Raw genomic sequence first — 18,039 nt, 5'->3', positions numbered from 1 at the left:
ACTTTTGAATAATTAAATATACACCCTGGGGTCCATTACCCCAGGGTGCTAACTATCACGATTCAGAGCTGGCAGCAACTTATTAAGGAGGAACGTGATGTGGCGGCTTTTGGAAACTTATTACAACGCCTAAGTGACAACGTAGATAAGGTATGCAGAGTGTTTTTGTTAATTGTAATGGCTGTTATGGTTACAACTGTCTTAGGACAAGTATTCTTTCGTTATGTTTTAAACGCAGCTCTATCATGGCCTGAAGAACTGACAATATTTCTGATGGCTTGGATGACATTTGTAGGCTCAGGGATAGCTTTAAAAGGTTGGGAACATATAGGTATTACAATTTTTGCTGGCATGCTACCAGAAAACCTTCAAGCTGCTTTAGCAGTATTAGTTAAGATTGCGGTTTTATTTTTCGCAGTATTTCTAACTTATACCGGAGTTGTTTTGGTGCAGAAAAGTACTCATATTATCTCAGAAGCCCTAAGAATATCTGTGGTTTGGCCTAGGCTTAGTGTTCCTGTGGGGGGCATTATTATGACTTTACACACAGTAAATCTCCTTTATCAGAATGTTTATAGTCTTATAAGAAAGGGGGCAAATAATTAAATGTTATGGCTTTTTCTACCATTTATTATTGGGCTGCTTGCAGGAGTTCCCATATCAATAGCTTTAGCACTTGGAGCAATTGTTTTTCTACTGTTTTCCCCTTTTCCTTTACAAGTTCTTACTTTGCAAATGTATCAGTCAACAACATCTTTTCCATTAATGGCTATTCCATTTTTCGTGTTAGCTGGGGATCTGATGAGTAGGACGGGAGTAACCTTTCGTTTAATGCGTTTTGCTAAAATCATTGTAGGGCGTATAAAAGGTGGGCTTTCGCAAGTAATGATTGTTACTGCAACAGTTTTTGCTGGTCTTAGTGGTTCAGCTGTGGCTGACACAGCTGCAATGGCAAAGGTTTTAGGGCCTGATATGGAGAAGGAGGGTTATGATAAAGATTATGTGGCATCACTAGCTGCTTCATGTGGAGTACTAGGACCAGTAATTCCTCCTAGTACTATGATGATAATATATGGTGCCACCATAAATGTTTCTATAGGTGCAATGTTCGTTGGCGGTATCATTCCAGGGTTGATTATCGCAGCTTTTTTAATGATAACAACTTATATTATTGCTACAATAAAGAACCATCCCAAAGGAGATAGTGAATTTTCTCTGCGTATTCTGTTTCAGGGTCTTAAGGATGGTGCACTTGCATTAATAATGCCGCTAATTATCATTATTGGAATTCGAGGTGGTGTTTTTACTCCAACTGAAGGTGGAGCTATTGCAGTATTTTACTCCTTGTTATTAGGAGCGTTAGTGTATCGATCTCTTACTATGAAGGATCTTGTTGAAAGTTTGATTACCAGTGGCATTACAGCAGCTATCATAATGTTAATTGTAGCGGCATCAAATCCCTTTGGCTGGATATTGAGCATTGAAAAGATTCCACAAGCAATGGCTCAATTTGTAACAGGTATTACTACCAACAAACTTCTAATTTTAGCGATAATAAACGTATTTTTGTTGGCCGTTGGAATGTTTATGGAAACAGCAGCCATTATAGTATTGCTTGGTCCAATTCTTGCTCCAATAGCATATAGCGTTGGGGTAGATCCGGTCCACTTCGGAGTTTTAATGGTAATTAATCTAACCATAGGAATGGCTACTCCTCCAGTAGGTGTCTGTTTATTTGTGGCAGCACCTATTATGAAGACAACCATAGAACGAATAACCAAGAGCATACTTCCTCTTCTTGGAGCTCTACTGTTAGCTTTATTGCTTATAACATATGTGCCTCAGCTTGTCTTATGGCTACCTAGCATCATTAGATAAATATAAAAATATAAAAATAATGGAGGAAATAAACATGAAATTTGGATTTATAGGATTGGGAAATATGGGTGGAGGACTTGCAAGAAATCTAATCCGTGCTGGAAAAGAAACGGTGGTTTATGATTTGAAGCAGGAAGCTATTGACAATGTTTTAAAAGTAGGAACTACCGGCAGAGCATCAAAGGATATTAATGAAATTCATGATGCAGATGTTATTTTTACAAGTCTTCCATTACCTAAGCACGTAGAATCAGTGATGTTAGGGGAAGATGGGCTGCTTAGTAAAATGAAGAAGGGGTCAGTTTATATTGATGTCAGCACAATTGATCCGCAAACAGCTCGCAAGCTTGCTGATGAAGCAGAACAAAGGGGTATTGGCTTTTTAGAATGCCCACTTGGCAAAGGGCCTGTACAGGCTGAAGAAGGCACAGAGCCTATATTTGCAGGAGGACAAAAAGAGGTGTTTGATAAGGTTAAAGACATATTAGAAATTGTTGGAAAACCCGTATATTGTGGTGACGTTGAAGCATCTGCAGCAGTTAAAATCATTAGCAACCTAATAGGCATGGCTAATGTGGCTGTTTTTGCGGAAGGGATGAGGCTTGGCGAAAAAGCAGGAATTGATTCCAAATTATTGTTAGAACTTCTGCTTGACACAGGCGCAAATAGTTTTCAACTGCAGGTGCGTGGTCCATGGATAGTAAACAATGACTTTAAAAACAGGTTTGCGGTTGATCTTGCTCTAAAAGACATTCGATTAGGCAAGGAAATGTCTGAAGCGTGGGGCAAGGATTATAAACTATTTAAACAGGCCGTGGACTATTTCAAACAAGCTAGTGAAGCAGGCTATGGCTCAGAAGACTGTTGTGCAGTATATAAAGTTATTGATTAGAAGATAAACCCTTGTGGTTAACTATATTTCACAGCGTTATAGATTGTAGGTCTTATAATACTTATAAATCTTGCTGGAACAACTAAGGCATCAACTACAATTTTTATGTAGTTAGGGAAGTCAATATGACTGAACCTCCTCTTGACTTCCCTGTTTTTTAAACTTAACTGCTTTTATATCTTCTAACATGCAAGTGCTTAGAAATTTACCATATGCTAAAAATGCATTAATAAAAGTACTTCTTATCACAAAAAGTTATGTGCCAAGAAAGAGTGGGTGTTGAGCATGGTTACTGTTGTACTAAGTCCTCAGATGAAGCCATATACAAAATATGGTCATAAGATTGAAGTGAAATGGGATGGTGGAACCATAAGAAATTTACTTGAAACATTGGAAGTCGATTCTATAGAAATAGGTAATGTGTTAGTGAATGGTTCTCTTAAAATGTTAGATGATGAAATAACAGATAATTGTGAGGTAATCTTACTACCAGTGATGTGTGGAGGATAATAAATAGCAGTTCTTATTCTAAATGGATATATTAAGTATATTAAATGGGGTGATTTAGTGAAAGTATTAGTAGCTAATACGAAAAAATGTATTGGATGTAGAATTTGTGAGCAGTGGTGTAGCATTAGCCATTTTGGTGTTCTTAATCCAAAAAAGTCTAGGATACGTGTTAGTAGAAATCATGATGATTTTATAAATGAGTTGTTTGTTTGTCGGCAGTGTGAAGATAAACCTTGTATTGATGAGTGTCCAGATAAAATAAAAGCTTTAAGCATGGATGAAGAATTTAGGAGAATAAACGTAAACGAAGAAGAATGTATTGCCTGTAAAAAATGTGCCAAGGTCTGTCCTTATGGGGCAATAAATGTCCATCCCACAGAAAAGTATGTAATAATTTGTACCCTCTGTAATGGAGACCCACAATGCGTAAAGCATTGTCCTGAACAGGCTCTAGAATACATTGAAAGAAAAGAATTGGAAGAACTTAATCAAACACAGGAAGGGGGGTACGCTAATGTCTAAATTATATGGAGCAGCAGGTAAAATGTTACGTATAAACTTAACAGAAGGAACAATTGAAAAAGAGGACCTTTCAAAGGATTTATATATGAAATATATTGGTGGTAGAGGTTTGGGGGCCTATTTCCTCACTAAAGAAGTTGAACCGGATTGTGATCCTTTAGGTACAATGAACAAGCTAATGTTCTTTAACGGACCGTTTTCTGGAACAATGGCACCAGGAAATAATAAGATTAATGTTACCTTTAAATCCCCTCTTACAAACACATATTCCTATTCTCTAGCTGGAGGACATTGGGGACCTGAATTAAAATTTGCAGGCTACGATGGAATGATTATTGAAGGAAAGTCAGAAAAACCAGTATATATATGGATTGACGATGATAAAGTTGAAATTAAAACAGCAGAAACAATATGGGGCAATGATATCCATACAACAGACAAGAAGATCAAAGATGAATTAGGAGATTCCAATATCCATGTAGCGGCTATAGGATTAGCTGGAGAAAACCTTGTAAAATTTGCCTGTATAACCAATGATGTTTACCGTGAATTTGGTCGTGGTGGTTGTGGAGCAGTAATGGGATCAAAAAACTTAAAAGCAATTGCTGTTCGAGGGTCTAAAGATGTCGAAGTAGCAGACCCGAAAGGACTAATGGAATATATGGACAACTCATATCCTAATTTTAAGAAGCATCCTAAAGCACAAGTACGTAGAAAGCATGGAACAAATGAATTGGTCGAGCATATAAATCCAGCTGGTTTTATGTGTACTGATAATTTCAGTAAGGGCTATGCAGATACAAATAAGGAATTTGAAGGTGATTCTTTATTGGCCAAGGTATATGTTAGCGATGCAGCCTGTTATGGTTGCCCAATAGCATGCAGTAAAAATTGTTCAATAGTATCTACTAAATATGGCAAAGTCATGCTCGAGGGACCGGAATTTGAAACAGTAGGCTTACTAGGAACTAACTGTGGGTTAACCAACTGGGAAGATGTTTTAAAAGTATCAGCAGTATGTGATGCATTAGGTATGGATTCTATGACTTCTGGGGGCTGTATCTCTTTAGCTATGGAGTGTTTTGAAAAGGGTATATTAACTTTAGAAGATACAGGAGGATTAGAACTTAGGTTTGGCAATGGTGAAGCAGAAGCCCAGCTTTTGGAAATGATAGCAAAACGTGAAGGAATTGGGGCGGTTTTAGCTGAAGGACCTGTTTATGCAGCTGAAAAATGGGGAGTTCCTGACTTGGTGATGCATTCAAAAGGAATGACACCTGCCGTATATGATCCACGTGGTGCAAAAGGAATGGGTTTAACCTATGCAATTTCTCCTAAAGGTGCTCACCATATGGTAGCTCCAGTATTTGGTCTAGAAATGGCAGCAGGAAACCGCTTTGAGGAAAAAGGAAAGGCAGAATTGGTTAAAAATGTACAATTTAACTTCTGTATATTAGATTCTGTTGGGATGTGTTCAACCAATCAAACAGGATTCCCAAGGCCAGATCAACTTGCCGCATTTAAACTTATAACTGGTCAGGAAATGACAGAGCAAGAAATTCTGCTAAATGTCGAGCGAATTATTAACATGGAAAGAATGTTTAATGTAAAAAATGGATTTTCAAGAAAAGATGATACTTTGCCAAAAAGATTTACTGAAGAAACCATGTCATGTGGTGAAAGTAAAGGTCAGGTTGTAGATTTGGATACCATGCTAAGCGACTATTATTCAATAATGGGTTGGGATGAAGATGGTATTCCTACTCCGGAAAAACTGAAAGAATTAGAATTATAAAGACAACTTTAAAGTCTAAATTAACAATTACAGTGATATCTATTATTTGAGTATGAAAAGACCCATTAGCTTTTTAAAGTAATGGGTTATTTTTGTTTGCTCGGGAAAGGGAAAACAATATATATCACAGATTTACCTTATGAAATTCATACGTTGTTTTGGTTCTAGTTCAGGTATTTCATGAAGCTTCTTGCCTGCATCTATTACCTTAATAAGCCATGCCATGTTTTTACCAAGTATCCTGGCAATTTGTTTTCCTTTCACATCATTTTATGCTTCACCAGGCACGGTTCCTCCATAAATAACATTCCAATAGTTTGAGGTTGGCATGATCATTTCTGATAAATTAATATATTGGTTTAAGGCATTAAAAGCAGATACTCCCCCCGAGCGCTTTACCGCAACAAAACTTGCACCTTAAAGTGTGCCGGCAATCCCAGAAAAATAAACTGGTGAAGCAAATATAATCCCATCTGCTGTTTTCATTTTTTGGATCCACTCATTTACTTGATCATCATTTATGGAACACTTTTCATCCTTGTTTTTTAAACATTTATAACAGCTAATGCATCCTCTTATTTTTTTATTACCCACATGCACTACTTCAACTTCAATATCATTTCTTAACCAATTATTCAGAAAGCATTTATAATGGAACTAGCTGTATTACCTGACTTTTTAGGGCTTCCATTAAATGCTACTACCTTCATAGATACACTCCTTCAATTATTTTTCAAAATTTTTATAAATTAATCCTTCCTAACTTGTTCGAAACTTTAGGGTTTTATTTTATTTCAACTTAAAAATATGGAAATCCTCCTTCTTTGTTACAGCCCAATCAAGTAGATGTTTAAAATTTCTAATGACTGCTAAACTATATCTTTAGTAATAGTGCCCTGCCCTAATTCTGGTGTCAGCTGTATCCAAGTTTATGGGTGATGAAACCTCCTTAAGTACAAAAATTGTAAACAGTAGTCAGAAATCTGACTTTTCCTATTGGCTGGTTCTAAAAATGTTTCGAGCTCAATTTTTAGGGTTAATTGGAATATCCCAGGAAACATATTCTGCTCTTGACCCTAGCAACAAAATAATTTGCAGATCAAATGCTGGAGTTTATGCACCCCATGAGCCCTAGGAAACCTGGAAACATCCATGAAGCCAAAATCAGACCAATGTCTGTGAAGCCATGGGTGGGATATCAGTTCCTACAATGATACTGCACGCAAAGGATGAAGTTTTATTACAAGAATATTGAACAGTCTGAGCTAGTACCTTTTGATAGTGGAGGTCATGGTATGGCGGCAGAATTAAAGGCAATTAGAAATCATATTAAGGACTTTCTAGAGAGGAAATATTTAACATAGATTTCCATTTCGCTGATTATTTTTCCATCGCACATAAACATAATACGCTGTGTCAGGGCGGCCACCTTGGTGTCATGAGTCACAAGCATAACCGCAGTGCCTTCTGATTCATAAGTGCACGGCATATTCCTGCACGTTGAAGCTGTCCCTCCGATGTCCTCTGTGTAAAGCAGGCAAGAAAATGTTAGATAAATTAGCCCATAGAAAAATTTTTTGTTTACAATTAAGCCCATATACTATAAAATGTAATTGAGAAAAGCTTTCAGCACCAAAATTGAAGTGAAATTTTTTTAATTTTTAATTGATAATTATTATCAACATATAGGCGGTGAAGAAATGGCAGCATTATTGGAAAAGACTACTTATTCAATGATTTCGGAACTAGAGATGGAGAACATAGTTAATTACTTAGCAAGAGAAAGTTTTGATATTATTAATGAAGAACTGGACTATTATACTGCTAATCAAGAAAAGCTGCTTAAGCTCTATGTTAGCGGAATTAATTATAATAATTTAGACACTAGAATGCTCCAAGAGGGTGTTAACACTATAATATATGATACTGAAGATATAGAAGCTTGTATCAAACGTATTAAAAAAAGAATTGAAAAAGAGTTTACTAGAGCTCAGTATGAAATCACATTTAAGTTTGATAGAAATAATGTAAATAATATTGCTAAAGTTGATATCTCACCATACTTAAAGGAAAATATTAAAACATATAATTTAAGCAGTGCTGTCTGTAAAGGTATAGATATGACTTGGAAAAAAAGCAGTTCTAATATTTTACCAAAGGCAATTAATATTTTTGCCTCCAAGTTTAGTATGGGAGATCACGTTTTAGGGGCAGTTGGATTAGGGCCTAAAGTATTCAAAGAGAAAATTAGAATAAGAATACTTAATGTAATGATTGGTATTCTTCGTCAGCATAAAATAGATTTAAGGAATATATTGAAAAAGGAAATAATTGGAAACTTACTAGCCAGTATTCCTGATGTGGAATCAGATAATACCTATAGACTGCAGATTAAATCTGCTTAAAAAATCACCTAAGGGTGGTTTTTTTTTACATAAATGGTCGCAAGTATGGAGAAACTATCAACGTAGAAAGGAGGAAAACATTAGTGGGTAACATAGAAAATGCCAATGAAAACAACACCGAAGAAAAAGAACAGCAGCAAACCGGTTACAATAGGCAGACTAGTTATGACAACCGGCCTAACTACAATAACTCACAAAGTTACGGGAATAGGATTAATTACAACAATGCCCAAAATTACGGAAACAGGTCTTATTATAATGATGCACAGGCTAGGAATATGAATTATGAAGGGAGAAATCAAATGAACTATCAAGGAAACAATTACATGGGTAATTATGATGAAGACTTTCCAGATGATGACTACATGAGAGGTTACGCTCAAGCTGGTCCTGGTTACTATCAAGGTAATTATCGTATGAATAACAGGGGCTTTAGAGGTAACTATGGTATGGGTACTCAAAATAACAGACGTGGCTATGGAAATTACAATAATCCTGGTGGAGGCTATTATGGTTCCGGCCCTGGTCCTGGCCCTGGTCGTGGCTATGGCTCAGGCCCAGGCTTTAACCAAAACTACTATAATAATCCTGATTATGACTATAGAGACTATGATGAAGATGACGATTATTATAAGTATGGTTATCGTGGCGGCTATGGCCCATACTGCTATTATCATCCCCGTGGATACTACCATCATAGGTTCTATCAAAGGGGATATCCTCCATATATGGGTTATAATCCTCCTCCTGGTGATCCGTATTTTAATAGACCCATGGGTTCCATGGGTGGCTTTTGGCGCAACTGGTGGAACCCCGAGACAATACCAAACTTCATAAATAACCCAAGGGTCAATAATATTTTAAGAGGAATAGGTATTGCTACAGTAGGTATGTTTTTGGCACCATCCATAGCAAGGGCATTAAGACCTATAGCTGTGCAGACTGTCCAAGGGGTATTAGGCTTAACTGACGAGCTTAAAACAATTGTAACAGATGCTAAGGAAGATATAGAGGACATGTTTGCAGAGGCTAATTGGGATAGAATAAACTTTGATGAAGAAAAGAATAGAAAAGATAATAATAAAGAGGTATAAAATTAAAAATTAAGTACAGTAAATTATTGTATTAATATTTCACCTGTTGATAACAAAAACTAAAATAAGAAATCAATAAAATAGGTGGGTGAAATAAATGATAAACAAAAGCTTTTGGTGGGGTGTTGGCTCTGCTGGCTTAGCTTGGCTTTTTAGGCGGGAGTTTAGAAATGCAGCAGTTCAAGGAACAAAAAAGGTCTTGTTAGTTAAAAAAAGCTTAACAGATGTTGTTGAAGAGGCCCAGGCTAAAAATGCATTAAGAGATAACTAATTCTAGTGCGATATTACAAGAAGCGGCAAAGGAGTAATGATAAATATATGAATCCTTGTAGATTAGAGATACTTCAGGCCTTGCCTGGAAGGGTCAGGATAAAAATTAAAGGTTTAAAAGGTAACCTCCACTTTGCCAAGTCCCTGGAAAAAACACTTAGAAGAAATCAAGGTATTAAAAAAATTAAGGCTAATTTCCAAACTGGAAAGGCCTTAATTATTTTTAACCCTCAAAAACTCTCAAAGGATGAACTCTGTGTAGAGTTAATGAAGAACATAAGTTATATTTTACAATTAGTATCCCCAAGTCAACTCAAGCGTTACAAGAAAACCTATGTTAGAAAAAAGGGTAAAGATGACATTTTTGAACCGGAGGACCTGTCTTTAAATCTGCAGTATACCCAGGTTATTACCGCTGGTGTAATAATACTTGCCTTAACGTTAACTAGAATCCTTGCAAAAAACTTTTTCTTAAGACATGCACCACAGATTCATATCATAACAACTGCCGCAACCTTGGTGACAGGATATGCAGTATTTAGATGTGGACTAGAGTCTGTGTTTAAAAGGAAAAAACTAAATAATGAGATGTTAATAACTTCAGCAGCCCTTGTATCCATTTTACTTAAAGAAGGCATTACAGGTCTAGTAGTGGTATGGCTGGTAAATCTTAGTCACTTATTTCAAAACCTGACCTTAGAGAAGTCCCGTAGGGCTATCAAGGACATACTGCAGGGCAAAGAGGAAAATGCCTGGGTTGAGATTGATGGGGCAGTGGTATCCATACCCATTGAAAGTGTTTCAGCAGCCAATACGGTAATGTGCTATCTAGGTGAAAAGATTCCAGTAGATGGAGAGGTTATTGATGGGGAAGCTGCAGTAAGTCAAGCAGTAATTACGGGAGAATCCATGCCTTTGGCAAAAACAAAGGGCGACAAGGTTTATGCTGGCTCCATTGTTGAGCAGGGCAGTCTAAAAATTAGAGCTGAAAAAGTGGGCAATGACACTTCTTTGGCCAGGATCATTCACTTGGTAGAAGAAGCCAGCGAAACAAGGGCACCAATTCAAAACATAGCCGATGAGTATTCTGATAAGATTGTTCCCCTATCCTTTCTGCTGGCAGCATTAGTATACCTGATAACTCGAGATTTTAAGAGGAGTATGACCATGCTTATAGTGGCATGCCCTTGTGCTGCTGGACTGGCTACACCAACGGCATTAAGTGCCTCAATGGGCAATGCAGCTGCCAAGGGAATCCTGGTTAAAGGCGGGCATTATTTAGAAAAGGTGGGGAGTACGGATGTGATACTCTTTGATAAAACAGGCACATTGACAGAAGGAAGACCTGTAGTCAGAGAGGTCATTAGGGTTAATAAGGATTATTCTGAGGAAGATATTATTCAAATTGCAGCCTCCTTAGAGGCTCAGACCAATCACCCCCTTGCAAAGGCAGTTATAAATAAAGCAGAGGAAATGGATATTTCTTTACTAAAGGTACAAGATAAAGAAGTTGTAATAGGTTATGGAGTAAAAGGCTTAATTGATGAAAACCCTGTTCTTTTGGGCAGTGAGAACTTTATTAAAAAGAGTAAGTCTACAATGAATAGGTCAAAGCAGAGTGCAAATCGTCTTAGACTGTTAGGCCAGACAGTGTTATTCTTAAGCCGCAGCAATTCTGTAATTGGTTTAATAGGGGTCTCTGATAAGGTAAGAGAAGAAAGCAAATCAGCTATAAGGCATATAAGACAATCAGGCATTGAAACTATAGGCTTAATAACCGGAGACTGCAAAGAAACGGCTGAAATTGTTGGTGAAGAGTTAGGTTTTGACAGAATTTGGTCTGATACATTACCTGAAGGCAAGGTTGAAATAGTAAAAGAGTATCAGCAGCAGGGTAAGGTGGTAACCATGGTGGGAGATGGTGTAAACGACTTGCCAGCCCTTGCCAATGCTGATGTAGGTATTTCGTTAGGTACAGGTGGAACAGATGTGGCAATAGAAACTGCTAACATTGTCCTAGCCGGAGATAATCCAGAAAAAATTTATTCACTAATTGCCTTGAGCAACCATACCTTGGAAGTAATTAGGCAAAACTTCATCTTTGCAATAGGTATAAACGCGTTGGGATTGCTTTTGGGGGCAGGTAAAATAATTACACCTTTATTGGCTGCTCTCTTACATAACGTAAGCACCTTTGGGGTGGTAGTGAACTCCTCCAGGTTATTAACTTATAATCCTGATAGAAATGGAAAGAGAGGGCGAGTAAAACGTGGACGATTTAAAAGAATTAGAGGATAAGTTAAAATATACCATGGCCAACTTAAAAAGCTGTGTTGATTTAAGCCTTGAGATAAAGAAGAACGATTCAACTAAAAAAAGAATAGTGGAAACTCATTTAAATGACTTTTTATCCTATTTTTTCAGCTATGTTAGAAAAAGAGAAAAAGAGACAGGAGAAAAACTAATCAAACAATTTACCTTTGGCAAATTATTTGATTTTCTAAGGTAAGAGGTGGTATGCCTTGCGGGAAGTACTTCAGGTAGTAAGCGTTGTACCTGGAAGGATAAGATTTAAGCATTCTAAGCTTAAGGGCAAAAAAACAGCGGCAATGGCTTTGGAGGGCTACTTAAATAGTGTGCCTGGGATAAAAAAAAATAGGGTTAATTGGCATTCTACTAGTATAGTAATTATTTATGACCCAAGAAGGTTAGATGCCCATATAATAAAAGACCATATTATAGGTTTCTTAAAGGCCCCCACCAGCTACAAAAGGCATTTTCTTAAAAAGTATCAATGCTATGGGGAAAGCATGAGTAACAAAAATAGAGCATTAACCTTTATGCTTTTGTACCTAGCCATATTTGCTTTCCTACAGATTAAGCAGCCTACATACGGCAAGAATCCCATTGGGAGAAGTATTTGGGTTTTAATGGTGGTAGCGGTCATAGATATAATCTCTGGATACCCAAAGCTTAAGAACACAGTTGATAAGACTTCCAAGAAAATATCCATAGACGTAAATTCAATACTAGTCTTTCTTGGGGTTGTTTTAACCATTGCCCGGGAAAGCAATGAAGGGGTATTTGCCCTTGTGCTAAAATCCCTTAACGATTATATTAAGCATGGTACCGACCTGGAGAGTAATAAGATTTTGAGCCAAAGTTCACATGAGAACTCAGGTTTTGTTTGGGTTGAACAGAAAGATAAGACAAGTATTCTGCTGTCTTTAGACAGGATAGAGCTGGGCGATGTTGTTCTAGTAAAACAGGGTGATAATGTACAAATATCTGGTGAGGTAGCAGCTGGAGAAGCTGTAATAAACAGTTTATACCATACGGGACAGCCTGAAATATCTAAAGTAAAACCAGGATCTAAAGTAGAGGAAGGCTCCATAGTAATAAAAGGCAATTTAAAAATAAGGGTCCTACAGAAGCCCATAACATATGAAAAAGATAGTCTAATATGTCCAAAAGACTTACATCTGCAAAATGAGGTCATGGCTTTTAGTAATAAAATAACCAGGTTATCCCTGGGTGCAGCTGTAGTAAGCTTATTCTTGACACGTAACATCTTTAATCCCATATCCCTGCTGCTGGTCCTCTGCCCAATGGGGGTGCAGGTAGCATTAAGCACAGGACTACAGCAGTATGCAGCTTTATTATACAAACATTCTCTAGCCATAAAGGATGTAAATATCCTAGGTAGAGTAAAAAACGTTAAATATATAATTTTTGATAAAACAGGCACATTGACTAACAAAGAAATGATTTTAGAGGAAGTTCTGTCTTTTGATGATGAATACTCTGAAGAGGATATATTAAAGATTTGTTCTGCTTGTGAAGCAAAACATTATCATCCTATCGCCAAAACATTTCGCAATAAAGTAAATATAAGTTTTTCTAAAAATGAGGTAGAATCTTCAGTATTAATCCCTGCTAAAGGAGTAAGTGCGCTTTATGGAGGTTCACAGGTATTAATAGGTAATGATTTGTTAATGCAGGAATATGAAGTTGATGTCGCCCATGGAATACAGGACTACTTAGAATATGAAAAGAGGTTGAGCACGCCAATTTTCATCAGCAAGAATGGAAAGCTGATAGGTTTAGTAGTTCTCAAGGATTCAGTACGTGATGATGCAGTACAGATGATTTATAAGCTGGGCAGACACTTTAACAAAAGCAGTTTCATTCTAGTCACTGGAGATGAGGATAATAAGGCACAGCAGGTTGCACACAGTCTTGGAATAAACAGGATTTATTCCAGATGCAGTCATCTTGATAAGCTTGAAATAGTAAAGAAGTATCAAAAATCAGGAAAAGTAATGATGGTTGGGGATGGTGTGAATGACCTTTTGGCAATGAGCAGGGCAGATGTAAGCGTCAGCTTTGCCAATTCAGCCAATGACAAAATCAAACTAAAATCAGACTGTGTAATTCTTGATGATAGTCTTGTGAGGATAGCTGAACTATTTAATCTTTCCCAAAAAGCCAATAGTCTTATCAAACAAAGTGTTTCATTTTCTAAATTCTATAATTACAGCTTGGGTGGACTAGCTTTTTTTCACTACTTCAATCCCTTTACAGCTAAGTCAATAAACACCTTTAATTCCCTAATCGTGCTTTTATTGAATCAACGAATTTCCCATATTAAAACTGATAGAAGCTTCAACAAAAAAAGTTGAAGCTTTTACTAGTGTTGTGAAGGAATAAACTGCTGTTTTAATTTACTACTAGCTCCAGAAGCAGCAAGTAATATTAATTCTGTCTCAGCTTTTTTAGTTTTTTGAAAAGTTAAATTTATTTTTTAAAAAAAGAAGGATTTTTAAAATTAACATTGAATACATATTTCAAATCCGATATCCAATATACTTTATATTGGATAAAAGACATCGGATATCTGATATTGATTACAATTAACTAATATTAAAATACTGCTAACCATCAATGATGGATGTAAGTAAATTCTGATATTTAGAAAGGATGGGGTAATTATATGGAAAGAGTTATAAATCTTGAAAGAAGGCAGGTTCATGAACAGATTTATGACTATTTAAAAAATGCAATTTTAAATGGTGAATTAAAACCTGGCGAAAAGCTTAACCAGGATGAACTGGCAAAACAATTTGGTACAAGCAGAATGCCCGTTAGGGATGCCCTTCGGCTGCTGCAAAATGACTGGTTGGTTGAAAATTTACCAAATAAAGGTTTTACAGTTGTGGAATTCAGTGAAGAGCAGTTAAAAGATACACTCTTATTCCGCTCTATACTAGAAAAAGAAGCGGTTTGCTTAGTAAAAGGAAGATTAACCAGTGAAGATATTGAAAAATTAGAAACTCTTGCTAAGGAAATGGAGCAGTGTATAGAAAGAAACAACTTGAGTGATATGCCGAAGCTTAATTATGAATTCCATTTTACAATTTATAATTTAGTACCATCTAAAAAGATGCTGGAAACTATTAAGCTTTTATGGGATAGCTTTCCAAGATACGCAATGCTTTCAACAAATGAGGCAGCCTTATTATCCCAAAATAAGCATGAAATGATCATTAATGCTATTAAAAATGGAGACTTTGAAGCTGCGGGCGAACTAATGCGTAAGCATATTTTAAGGACTAACACCTCGATCAACAAATGTGAGTAGAAAGGAAAATGCTATTGAAATCACTACTGTTTACACCGGGAAATAATCTTATTATGATGAAAAAATCTCTCAATACTGGTGCCGACGCATTAATCTTCGATTTGGAAGATGCTGTGACACCTCAGGAAAAAGAGGTTGCAAGACAAAAAATCATCGAAATATTGAAGGAAAAACCAAAAAAGAAAATCTATATTCGAACAAACGCATTGGACACAAAATGGATCATCGATGATATTGCTGTCTTTTCCAGATTCAACTTTGCAGGCTTTGTAATTCCAAAAGTTCGTAACAGAGTTGATGTAGAGAAAATTTCCTGGTTAATGGATATCTTGTACCAGGGAGAAACTGGCGTAGATCGAAAAACCATTATTCCAATCATTGAAACTCCGGAGGGTGTTATTCACTTAAATGCTATTGCTGATTCAACGGACCGAGTTGAGGCAGTTATGTTCGGAGCTCTAGATTATATCCAGAAAATAAGAGGAAGCATTGAAGATGAATTTAGTCTAAGCTACGCAAGGTCACAACTAGTTAATGCATGTCGTTGGAAAAAAATTCAGCCCATTGATAGTGTTTATCCAAAATTTAAGAATCAAGAAGGATTGATTAGTGAAAGCAAAAGAGCAAGAGCAATGGGTTTTGGTGCTAAGGCCTGTATTCATCCTGCACAGATTGAAATCATTAATTCTATTTTCGCAGCAAATCAGGAGGAAATTGAATGGGCTAAAAAAATTTTACATGCATTTGAAGCTGCACAGGAAAAAGGACTAGGTGTAGTTCAAATCGACGGGTTAATGGTTGACCTGCCTGTAGCAGAAAATGCAAGGCAAATATTAGCAGAAAGTATAAATAGCAGTGAGTAAGGCAAGGGGGAACAGCTGTGGCGAGAATATTAGAACATTATGCATTGAATATATTAAAAGAAAATGGACTTCCTGTAGTGGATTTTAGTGTTGCTTCTTCGGGAGAAGATGCTGAAAAAATCACAGAAGAGATGCAGAAACCAGTTGTAGTGAAGGCATTAATTCCTATAGGGAAAAGAGGAAAAGCAGGAGCAGTGAAATCTGCTTCAGGAGCCAAAGAAGCATTTGATGTCGCAGATGAAATTATTGGCAAATCAGTTAGGGGTTATCCGGTACACAAGGTTATAGTTGCAGAAGAAATAAAACACACAGCACAGATTTATGTATCTATATCGATCCACCCTGGAAATGCCCAACCAGTAATTGTTTTTAGTCTCTCGGGGGGCGTTGATATAGAAGACGTTGCTGAAAATTCACCTGAATCGATTATTACCTATTATGTGAATCCATTGGATAGTCTAGCTCTTTATCATTGCATTGATATTATTGCAAAAGCAGGCCTAATTGGGGAAAAATTGGTTAAAGCTGCAAATTTACTCAGGAAAATATATGAAGTTTTTGTAAAATATGATGCAACCCTGATTGAAATAAATCCGTTGTTTCTTACACCGGAAGATGAATTTGTTATTCCTACCTGTATGTTCAGTATTGATGATGCTGCAATGTTCAGGCATCTGGACCTTAAGGAAATTGCACTGGAAGGAAGCGAAAGAACCTGGAAACCCTTAACAGAAATTGAACGAAAGGTTCAGGAGTTTCAGGATAAAGATCCATATCGGGGTACGGCACGTTATACCGAGTTAGAAGATGGAGATATTGGGTTTATGTGTGGCGGTGGTGGTGGAAGTCTTGTGCTCTTTGATGAACTTCTTGCAGCTGGCGGAAAATCAGCCAATTATACAGAATTTGGTGGAAATCCACCAGAAGATAAGGTGTACGGACTGGCAAAATGTATTCTTTCAAAGCCAGGTGTAAGGGGATTATTTGTTGCTCATAATATTACAAATAATACCCAGGTAGATGTTGAGGCTAGGGGCATTGTTCGTGCTATTAAAGAAATGGGGATAGATTCGAGAGTATTCCCGATTGTTACAAGAATGCCTGGGATAAATGAAGAGGAAGGCTTTAGAATCTTACGGGAAGCTGGCATTGAATCCTATGGAGAAGAATTAACCATGGCTGGAAGTGCAAAAAGAATGGTTGAAAAAATGAAAGAACTTAATCAAGGCAGGTGATAAAAGATGGCTATTCTTCTAAATCAGGATACCCGTGTCATTATTCAGGGGATAACAGGACGTGAAGCATCCATGGTAACTGAACATATCTTGGCTTATGGAACAAAGGTTGTTGGTGGCGTTACACCGGGAAAAGGCGGACAGCAAGTTCAAGGTGTTCCAGTTTATAATACAGTAAGAGAGCTTTTAGAAAACCATCAGGCCAATACTTCATTGATCTACGTTCCGCCTAGAGCTGTTCTGGATGCAGTCAGGGAGGCGGTTGAAAATAAAATAAAATTGCTTGTCATAATTACTGAAAATGTGCCGCAGCATGATGCAATGAAGCTGTACTGGTTGGCCAAAAACGCAGGAATTACTGTCATTGGTCCAAACTCGGTAGGAGCAATCAACCCGGGGCATCGCGTTAAACTAGGTGCAATTGGCGGAGACAATACAGAAAGATGTTTTGTTCCTGGTAATATTGGTGTTATTTCCAGGAGTGGAGGAATGACTGCGGAAACAGCATGGATGGTAAAAAGAGCAGGCTTTGGGGTAAGTACGTGCATCAGTATAGGTGGCGATTCTATAATTGGAACATCACCTGTAGAATATTTGAAAATGTTTGCGGATGATGAAGAAACAGATGCTGTAGTAATCTTTGCTGAGCCAGGAACCAGCTTTGAAGAAGAAACAGCAGAATTTTGCAAAAACGGCGGATTTAAGAAACCGTTGATCGCCTATGTTGCAGGTAAATTTACGGAAAACATGCCTGAGGGAACCGTATTTGGTCATGCTGCATCCATCATATCCAAGGGCATTGGAAAACCTTCAACGAAAATGAGAAAGCTTAAAGAAGCAGGAGCGCACATAGCTGAAAGTCATGATGATATCATACCATTACTGCGAAAAGTAATGCAAAATAACTGAGGTGTGGGCATATGAAGAGTTTTGA

16 protein-coding genes and 2 pseudogenes are annotated in these 18,039 nt (G+C 37.1%); 16 read left to right on the top strand and 2 right to left on the bottom strand.

The window, feature by feature from the left end; all coding sequences use genetic code 11:
- Positions 1 to 99: 99 nt before the first annotated feature.
- The 6 genes from K364_RS0109290 to K364_RS0109265 all read left to right on the top strand — a co-directional run bounded on the left by K364_RS0109290 (position 100) and on the right by K364_RS0109265 (position 5,597).
- Positions 100 to 606, top strand: a complete 507-nt coding sequence (locus K364_RS0109290; RefSeq protein ID WP_028307804.1) for a TRAP transporter small permease — start codon at positions 100 to 102, stop codon at positions 604 to 606.
- Complete coding sequence (locus K364_RS0109285; RefSeq protein ID WP_028307803.1) at positions 607 to 1,878, top strand: TRAP transporter large permease; 1,272 nt, start codon at positions 607 to 609, stop codon at positions 1,876 to 1,878.
- Entirely contained in the window at positions 1,835 to 2,770 is a 936-nt protein-coding gene (locus K364_RS0109280) for an NAD(P)-dependent oxidoreductase (RefSeq protein ID WP_340622502.1), read from the top strand. Before K364_RS0109285 ends, K364_RS0109280 begins: the two co-directional genes overlap by 44 nt.
- Before the next feature lie 285 nt (positions 2,771 to 3,055).
- The gene (locus K364_RS0109275) at positions 3,056 to 3,280 is read left to right on the top strand and encodes a MoaD/ThiS family protein (RefSeq protein ID WP_028307801.1); all 225 of its coding nucleotides are present in this window, start codon (positions 3,056 to 3,058) and stop codon (positions 3,278 to 3,280) included.
- A 57-nt stretch (positions 3,281 to 3,337) separates the two neighbouring features.
- Complete coding sequence (locus K364_RS23420; protein WP_051533914.1) at positions 3,338 to 3,802, top strand: 4Fe-4S dicluster domain-containing protein; 465 nt, start codon at positions 3,338 to 3,340, stop codon at positions 3,800 to 3,802.
- The gene (locus tag K364_RS0109265) at positions 3,795 to 5,597 is read left to right on the top strand and encodes an aldehyde ferredoxin oxidoreductase family protein (RefSeq protein WP_028307800.1); all 1,803 of its coding nucleotides are present in this window, start codon (positions 3,795 to 3,797) and stop codon (positions 5,595 to 5,597) included. The genes K364_RS23420 and K364_RS0109265 overlap by 8 nt, the downstream gene beginning before the upstream one ends.
- Positions 5,598 to 5,729: 132 nt before the next feature.
- Here K364_RS0109265 and K364_RS27885 read toward each other — a convergent pair.
- Together K364_RS27885 and K364_RS27880 are read right to left on the bottom strand one after the other, a co-directional pair.
- Positions 5,730 to 6,307, bottom strand: a pseudogene (locus K364_RS27885) (flavodoxin family protein).
- Positions 6,308 to 6,960: 653 nt separating this feature from the next.
- Positions 6,961 to 7,121, bottom strand: a pseudogene (locus K364_RS27880) (ABC transporter ATP-binding protein); the annotation flags it as partial.
- 176 nt (positions 7,122 to 7,297) lie between these two features.
- On the opposite strand from K364_RS27880, the gene K364_RS0109240 reads away from it, so the two are divergent.
- From K364_RS0109240 to K364_RS0109195, 10 genes are all read left to right on the top strand, one after another.
- Positions 7,298 to 8,002, top strand: a complete 705-nt coding sequence (locus tag K364_RS0109240; protein ID WP_028307796.1) for a hypothetical protein — start codon at positions 7,298 to 7,300, stop codon at positions 8,000 to 8,002.
- Positions 8,003 to 8,085: 83 nt separating this feature from the next.
- Positions 8,086 to 9,096 (top strand): hypothetical protein, encoded by a 1,011-nt coding sequence (locus K364_RS0109235; RefSeq protein ID WP_028307795.1) that lies wholly within the window; start codon positions 8,086 to 8,088, stop codon positions 9,094 to 9,096.
- A gap of 97 nt (positions 9,097 to 9,193) precedes the next feature.
- Complete coding sequence (locus K364_RS26650) at positions 9,194 to 9,367, top strand: hypothetical protein (protein ID WP_156946433.1); 174 nt, start codon at positions 9,194 to 9,196, stop codon at positions 9,365 to 9,367.
- A gap of 47 nt (positions 9,368 to 9,414) precedes the next feature.
- Positions 9,415 to 11,664, top strand: a complete 2,250-nt coding sequence (locus tag K364_RS23410; protein WP_051533913.1) for a heavy metal translocating P-type ATPase — start codon at positions 9,415 to 9,417, stop codon at positions 11,662 to 11,664.
- Positions 11,636 to 11,875, top strand: coding sequence for a hypothetical protein (locus K364_RS0109220; protein ID WP_028307794.1), 240 nt, complete (start codon positions 11,636 to 11,638; stop codon positions 11,873 to 11,875). Before K364_RS23410 ends, K364_RS0109220 begins: the two co-directional genes overlap by 29 nt.
- A gap of 13 nt (positions 11,876 to 11,888) precedes the next feature.
- The gene (locus tag K364_RS0109215; RefSeq protein ID WP_028307793.1) at positions 11,889 to 14,048 is read left to right on the top strand and encodes an HAD-IC family P-type ATPase; all 2,160 of its coding nucleotides are present in this window, start codon (positions 11,889 to 11,891) and stop codon (positions 14,046 to 14,048) included.
- A 311-nt stretch (positions 14,049 to 14,359) separates the two neighbouring features.
- Positions 14,360 to 15,007: a GntR family transcriptional regulator gene (locus K364_RS0109210; protein ID WP_028307792.1), complete on the top strand. Its 648-nt coding sequence runs from the start codon at positions 14,360 to 14,362 to the stop codon at positions 15,005 to 15,007.
- Between the two features lie 14 nt (positions 15,008 to 15,021).
- Positions 15,022 to 15,870, top strand: a complete 849-nt coding sequence (locus tag K364_RS0109205; RefSeq protein WP_169734748.1) for an HpcH/HpaI aldolase/citrate lyase family protein — start codon at positions 15,022 to 15,024, stop codon at positions 15,868 to 15,870.
- Between the two features lie 17 nt (positions 15,871 to 15,887).
- Positions 15,888 to 17,105 (top strand): ATP-grasp domain-containing protein, encoded by a 1,218-nt coding sequence (locus K364_RS0109200; protein WP_028307790.1) that lies wholly within the window; start codon positions 15,888 to 15,890, stop codon positions 17,103 to 17,105.
- A gap of 6 nt (positions 17,106 to 17,111) precedes the next feature.
- Positions 17,112 to 18,014: a succinate--CoA ligase subunit alpha gene (locus K364_RS0109195; protein WP_028307789.1), complete on the top strand. Its 903-nt coding sequence runs from the start codon at positions 17,112 to 17,114 to the stop codon at positions 18,012 to 18,014.
- The last annotated feature ends 25 nt before the right edge of the window (positions 18,015 to 18,039 follow it).

It is taken from the genome of Desulfitibacter alkalitolerans DSM 16504 (assembly GCF_000620305.1).
Lineage (GTDB): Bacteria > Bacillota > DSM-16504 > Desulfitibacterales > Desulfitibacteraceae > Desulfitibacter > Desulfitibacter alkalitolerans.
The sequence above is the reverse complement of the archived record's forward strand: the minus strand, read 5'-3'. Positions and strand labels throughout refer to the sequence as shown.

Excerpts from the sequence above, each read along its gene's own strand:
- K364_RS0109275 (WP_028307801.1), top strand. The coding sequence starts at position 3,056 with ATGGTTACTGTTGTACTAAGTCCTCAGATGAAGCCATATACAAAATAT.
- K364_RS0109210 (WP_028307792.1), top strand. The coding sequence starts at position 14,360 with ATGGAAAGAGTTATAAATCTTGAAAGAAGGCAGGTTCATGAACAGATT.
- K364_RS0109265 (WP_028307800.1), top strand. The coding sequence starts at position 3,795 with ATGTCTAAATTATATGGAGCAGCAGGTAAAATGTTACGTATAAACTTA.
- K364_RS0109195 (WP_028307789.1), top strand. The coding sequence starts at position 17,112 with ATGGCTATTCTTCTAAATCAGGATACCCGTGTCATTATTCAGGGGATA.
- K364_RS0109280 (WP_340622502.1), top strand. The coding sequence starts at position 1,835 with ATGTGCCTCAGCTTGTCTTATGGCTACCTAGCATCATTAGATAAATAT.
- K364_RS0109240 (WP_028307796.1), top strand. The coding sequence starts at position 7,298 with ATGGCAGCATTATTGGAAAAGACTACTTATTCAATGATTTCGGAACTA.
- K364_RS26650 (WP_156946433.1), top strand. The coding sequence starts at position 9,194 with ATGATAAACAAAAGCTTTTGGTGGGGTGTTGGCTCTGCTGGCTTAGCT.
- K364_RS0109285 (WP_028307803.1), top strand. The coding sequence starts at position 607 with ATGTTATGGCTTTTTCTACCATTTATTATTGGGCTGCTTGCAGGAGTT.
- K364_RS23410 (WP_051533913.1), top strand. The coding sequence starts at position 9,415 with ATGAATCCTTGTAGATTAGAGATACTTCAGGCCTTGCCTGGAAGGGTC.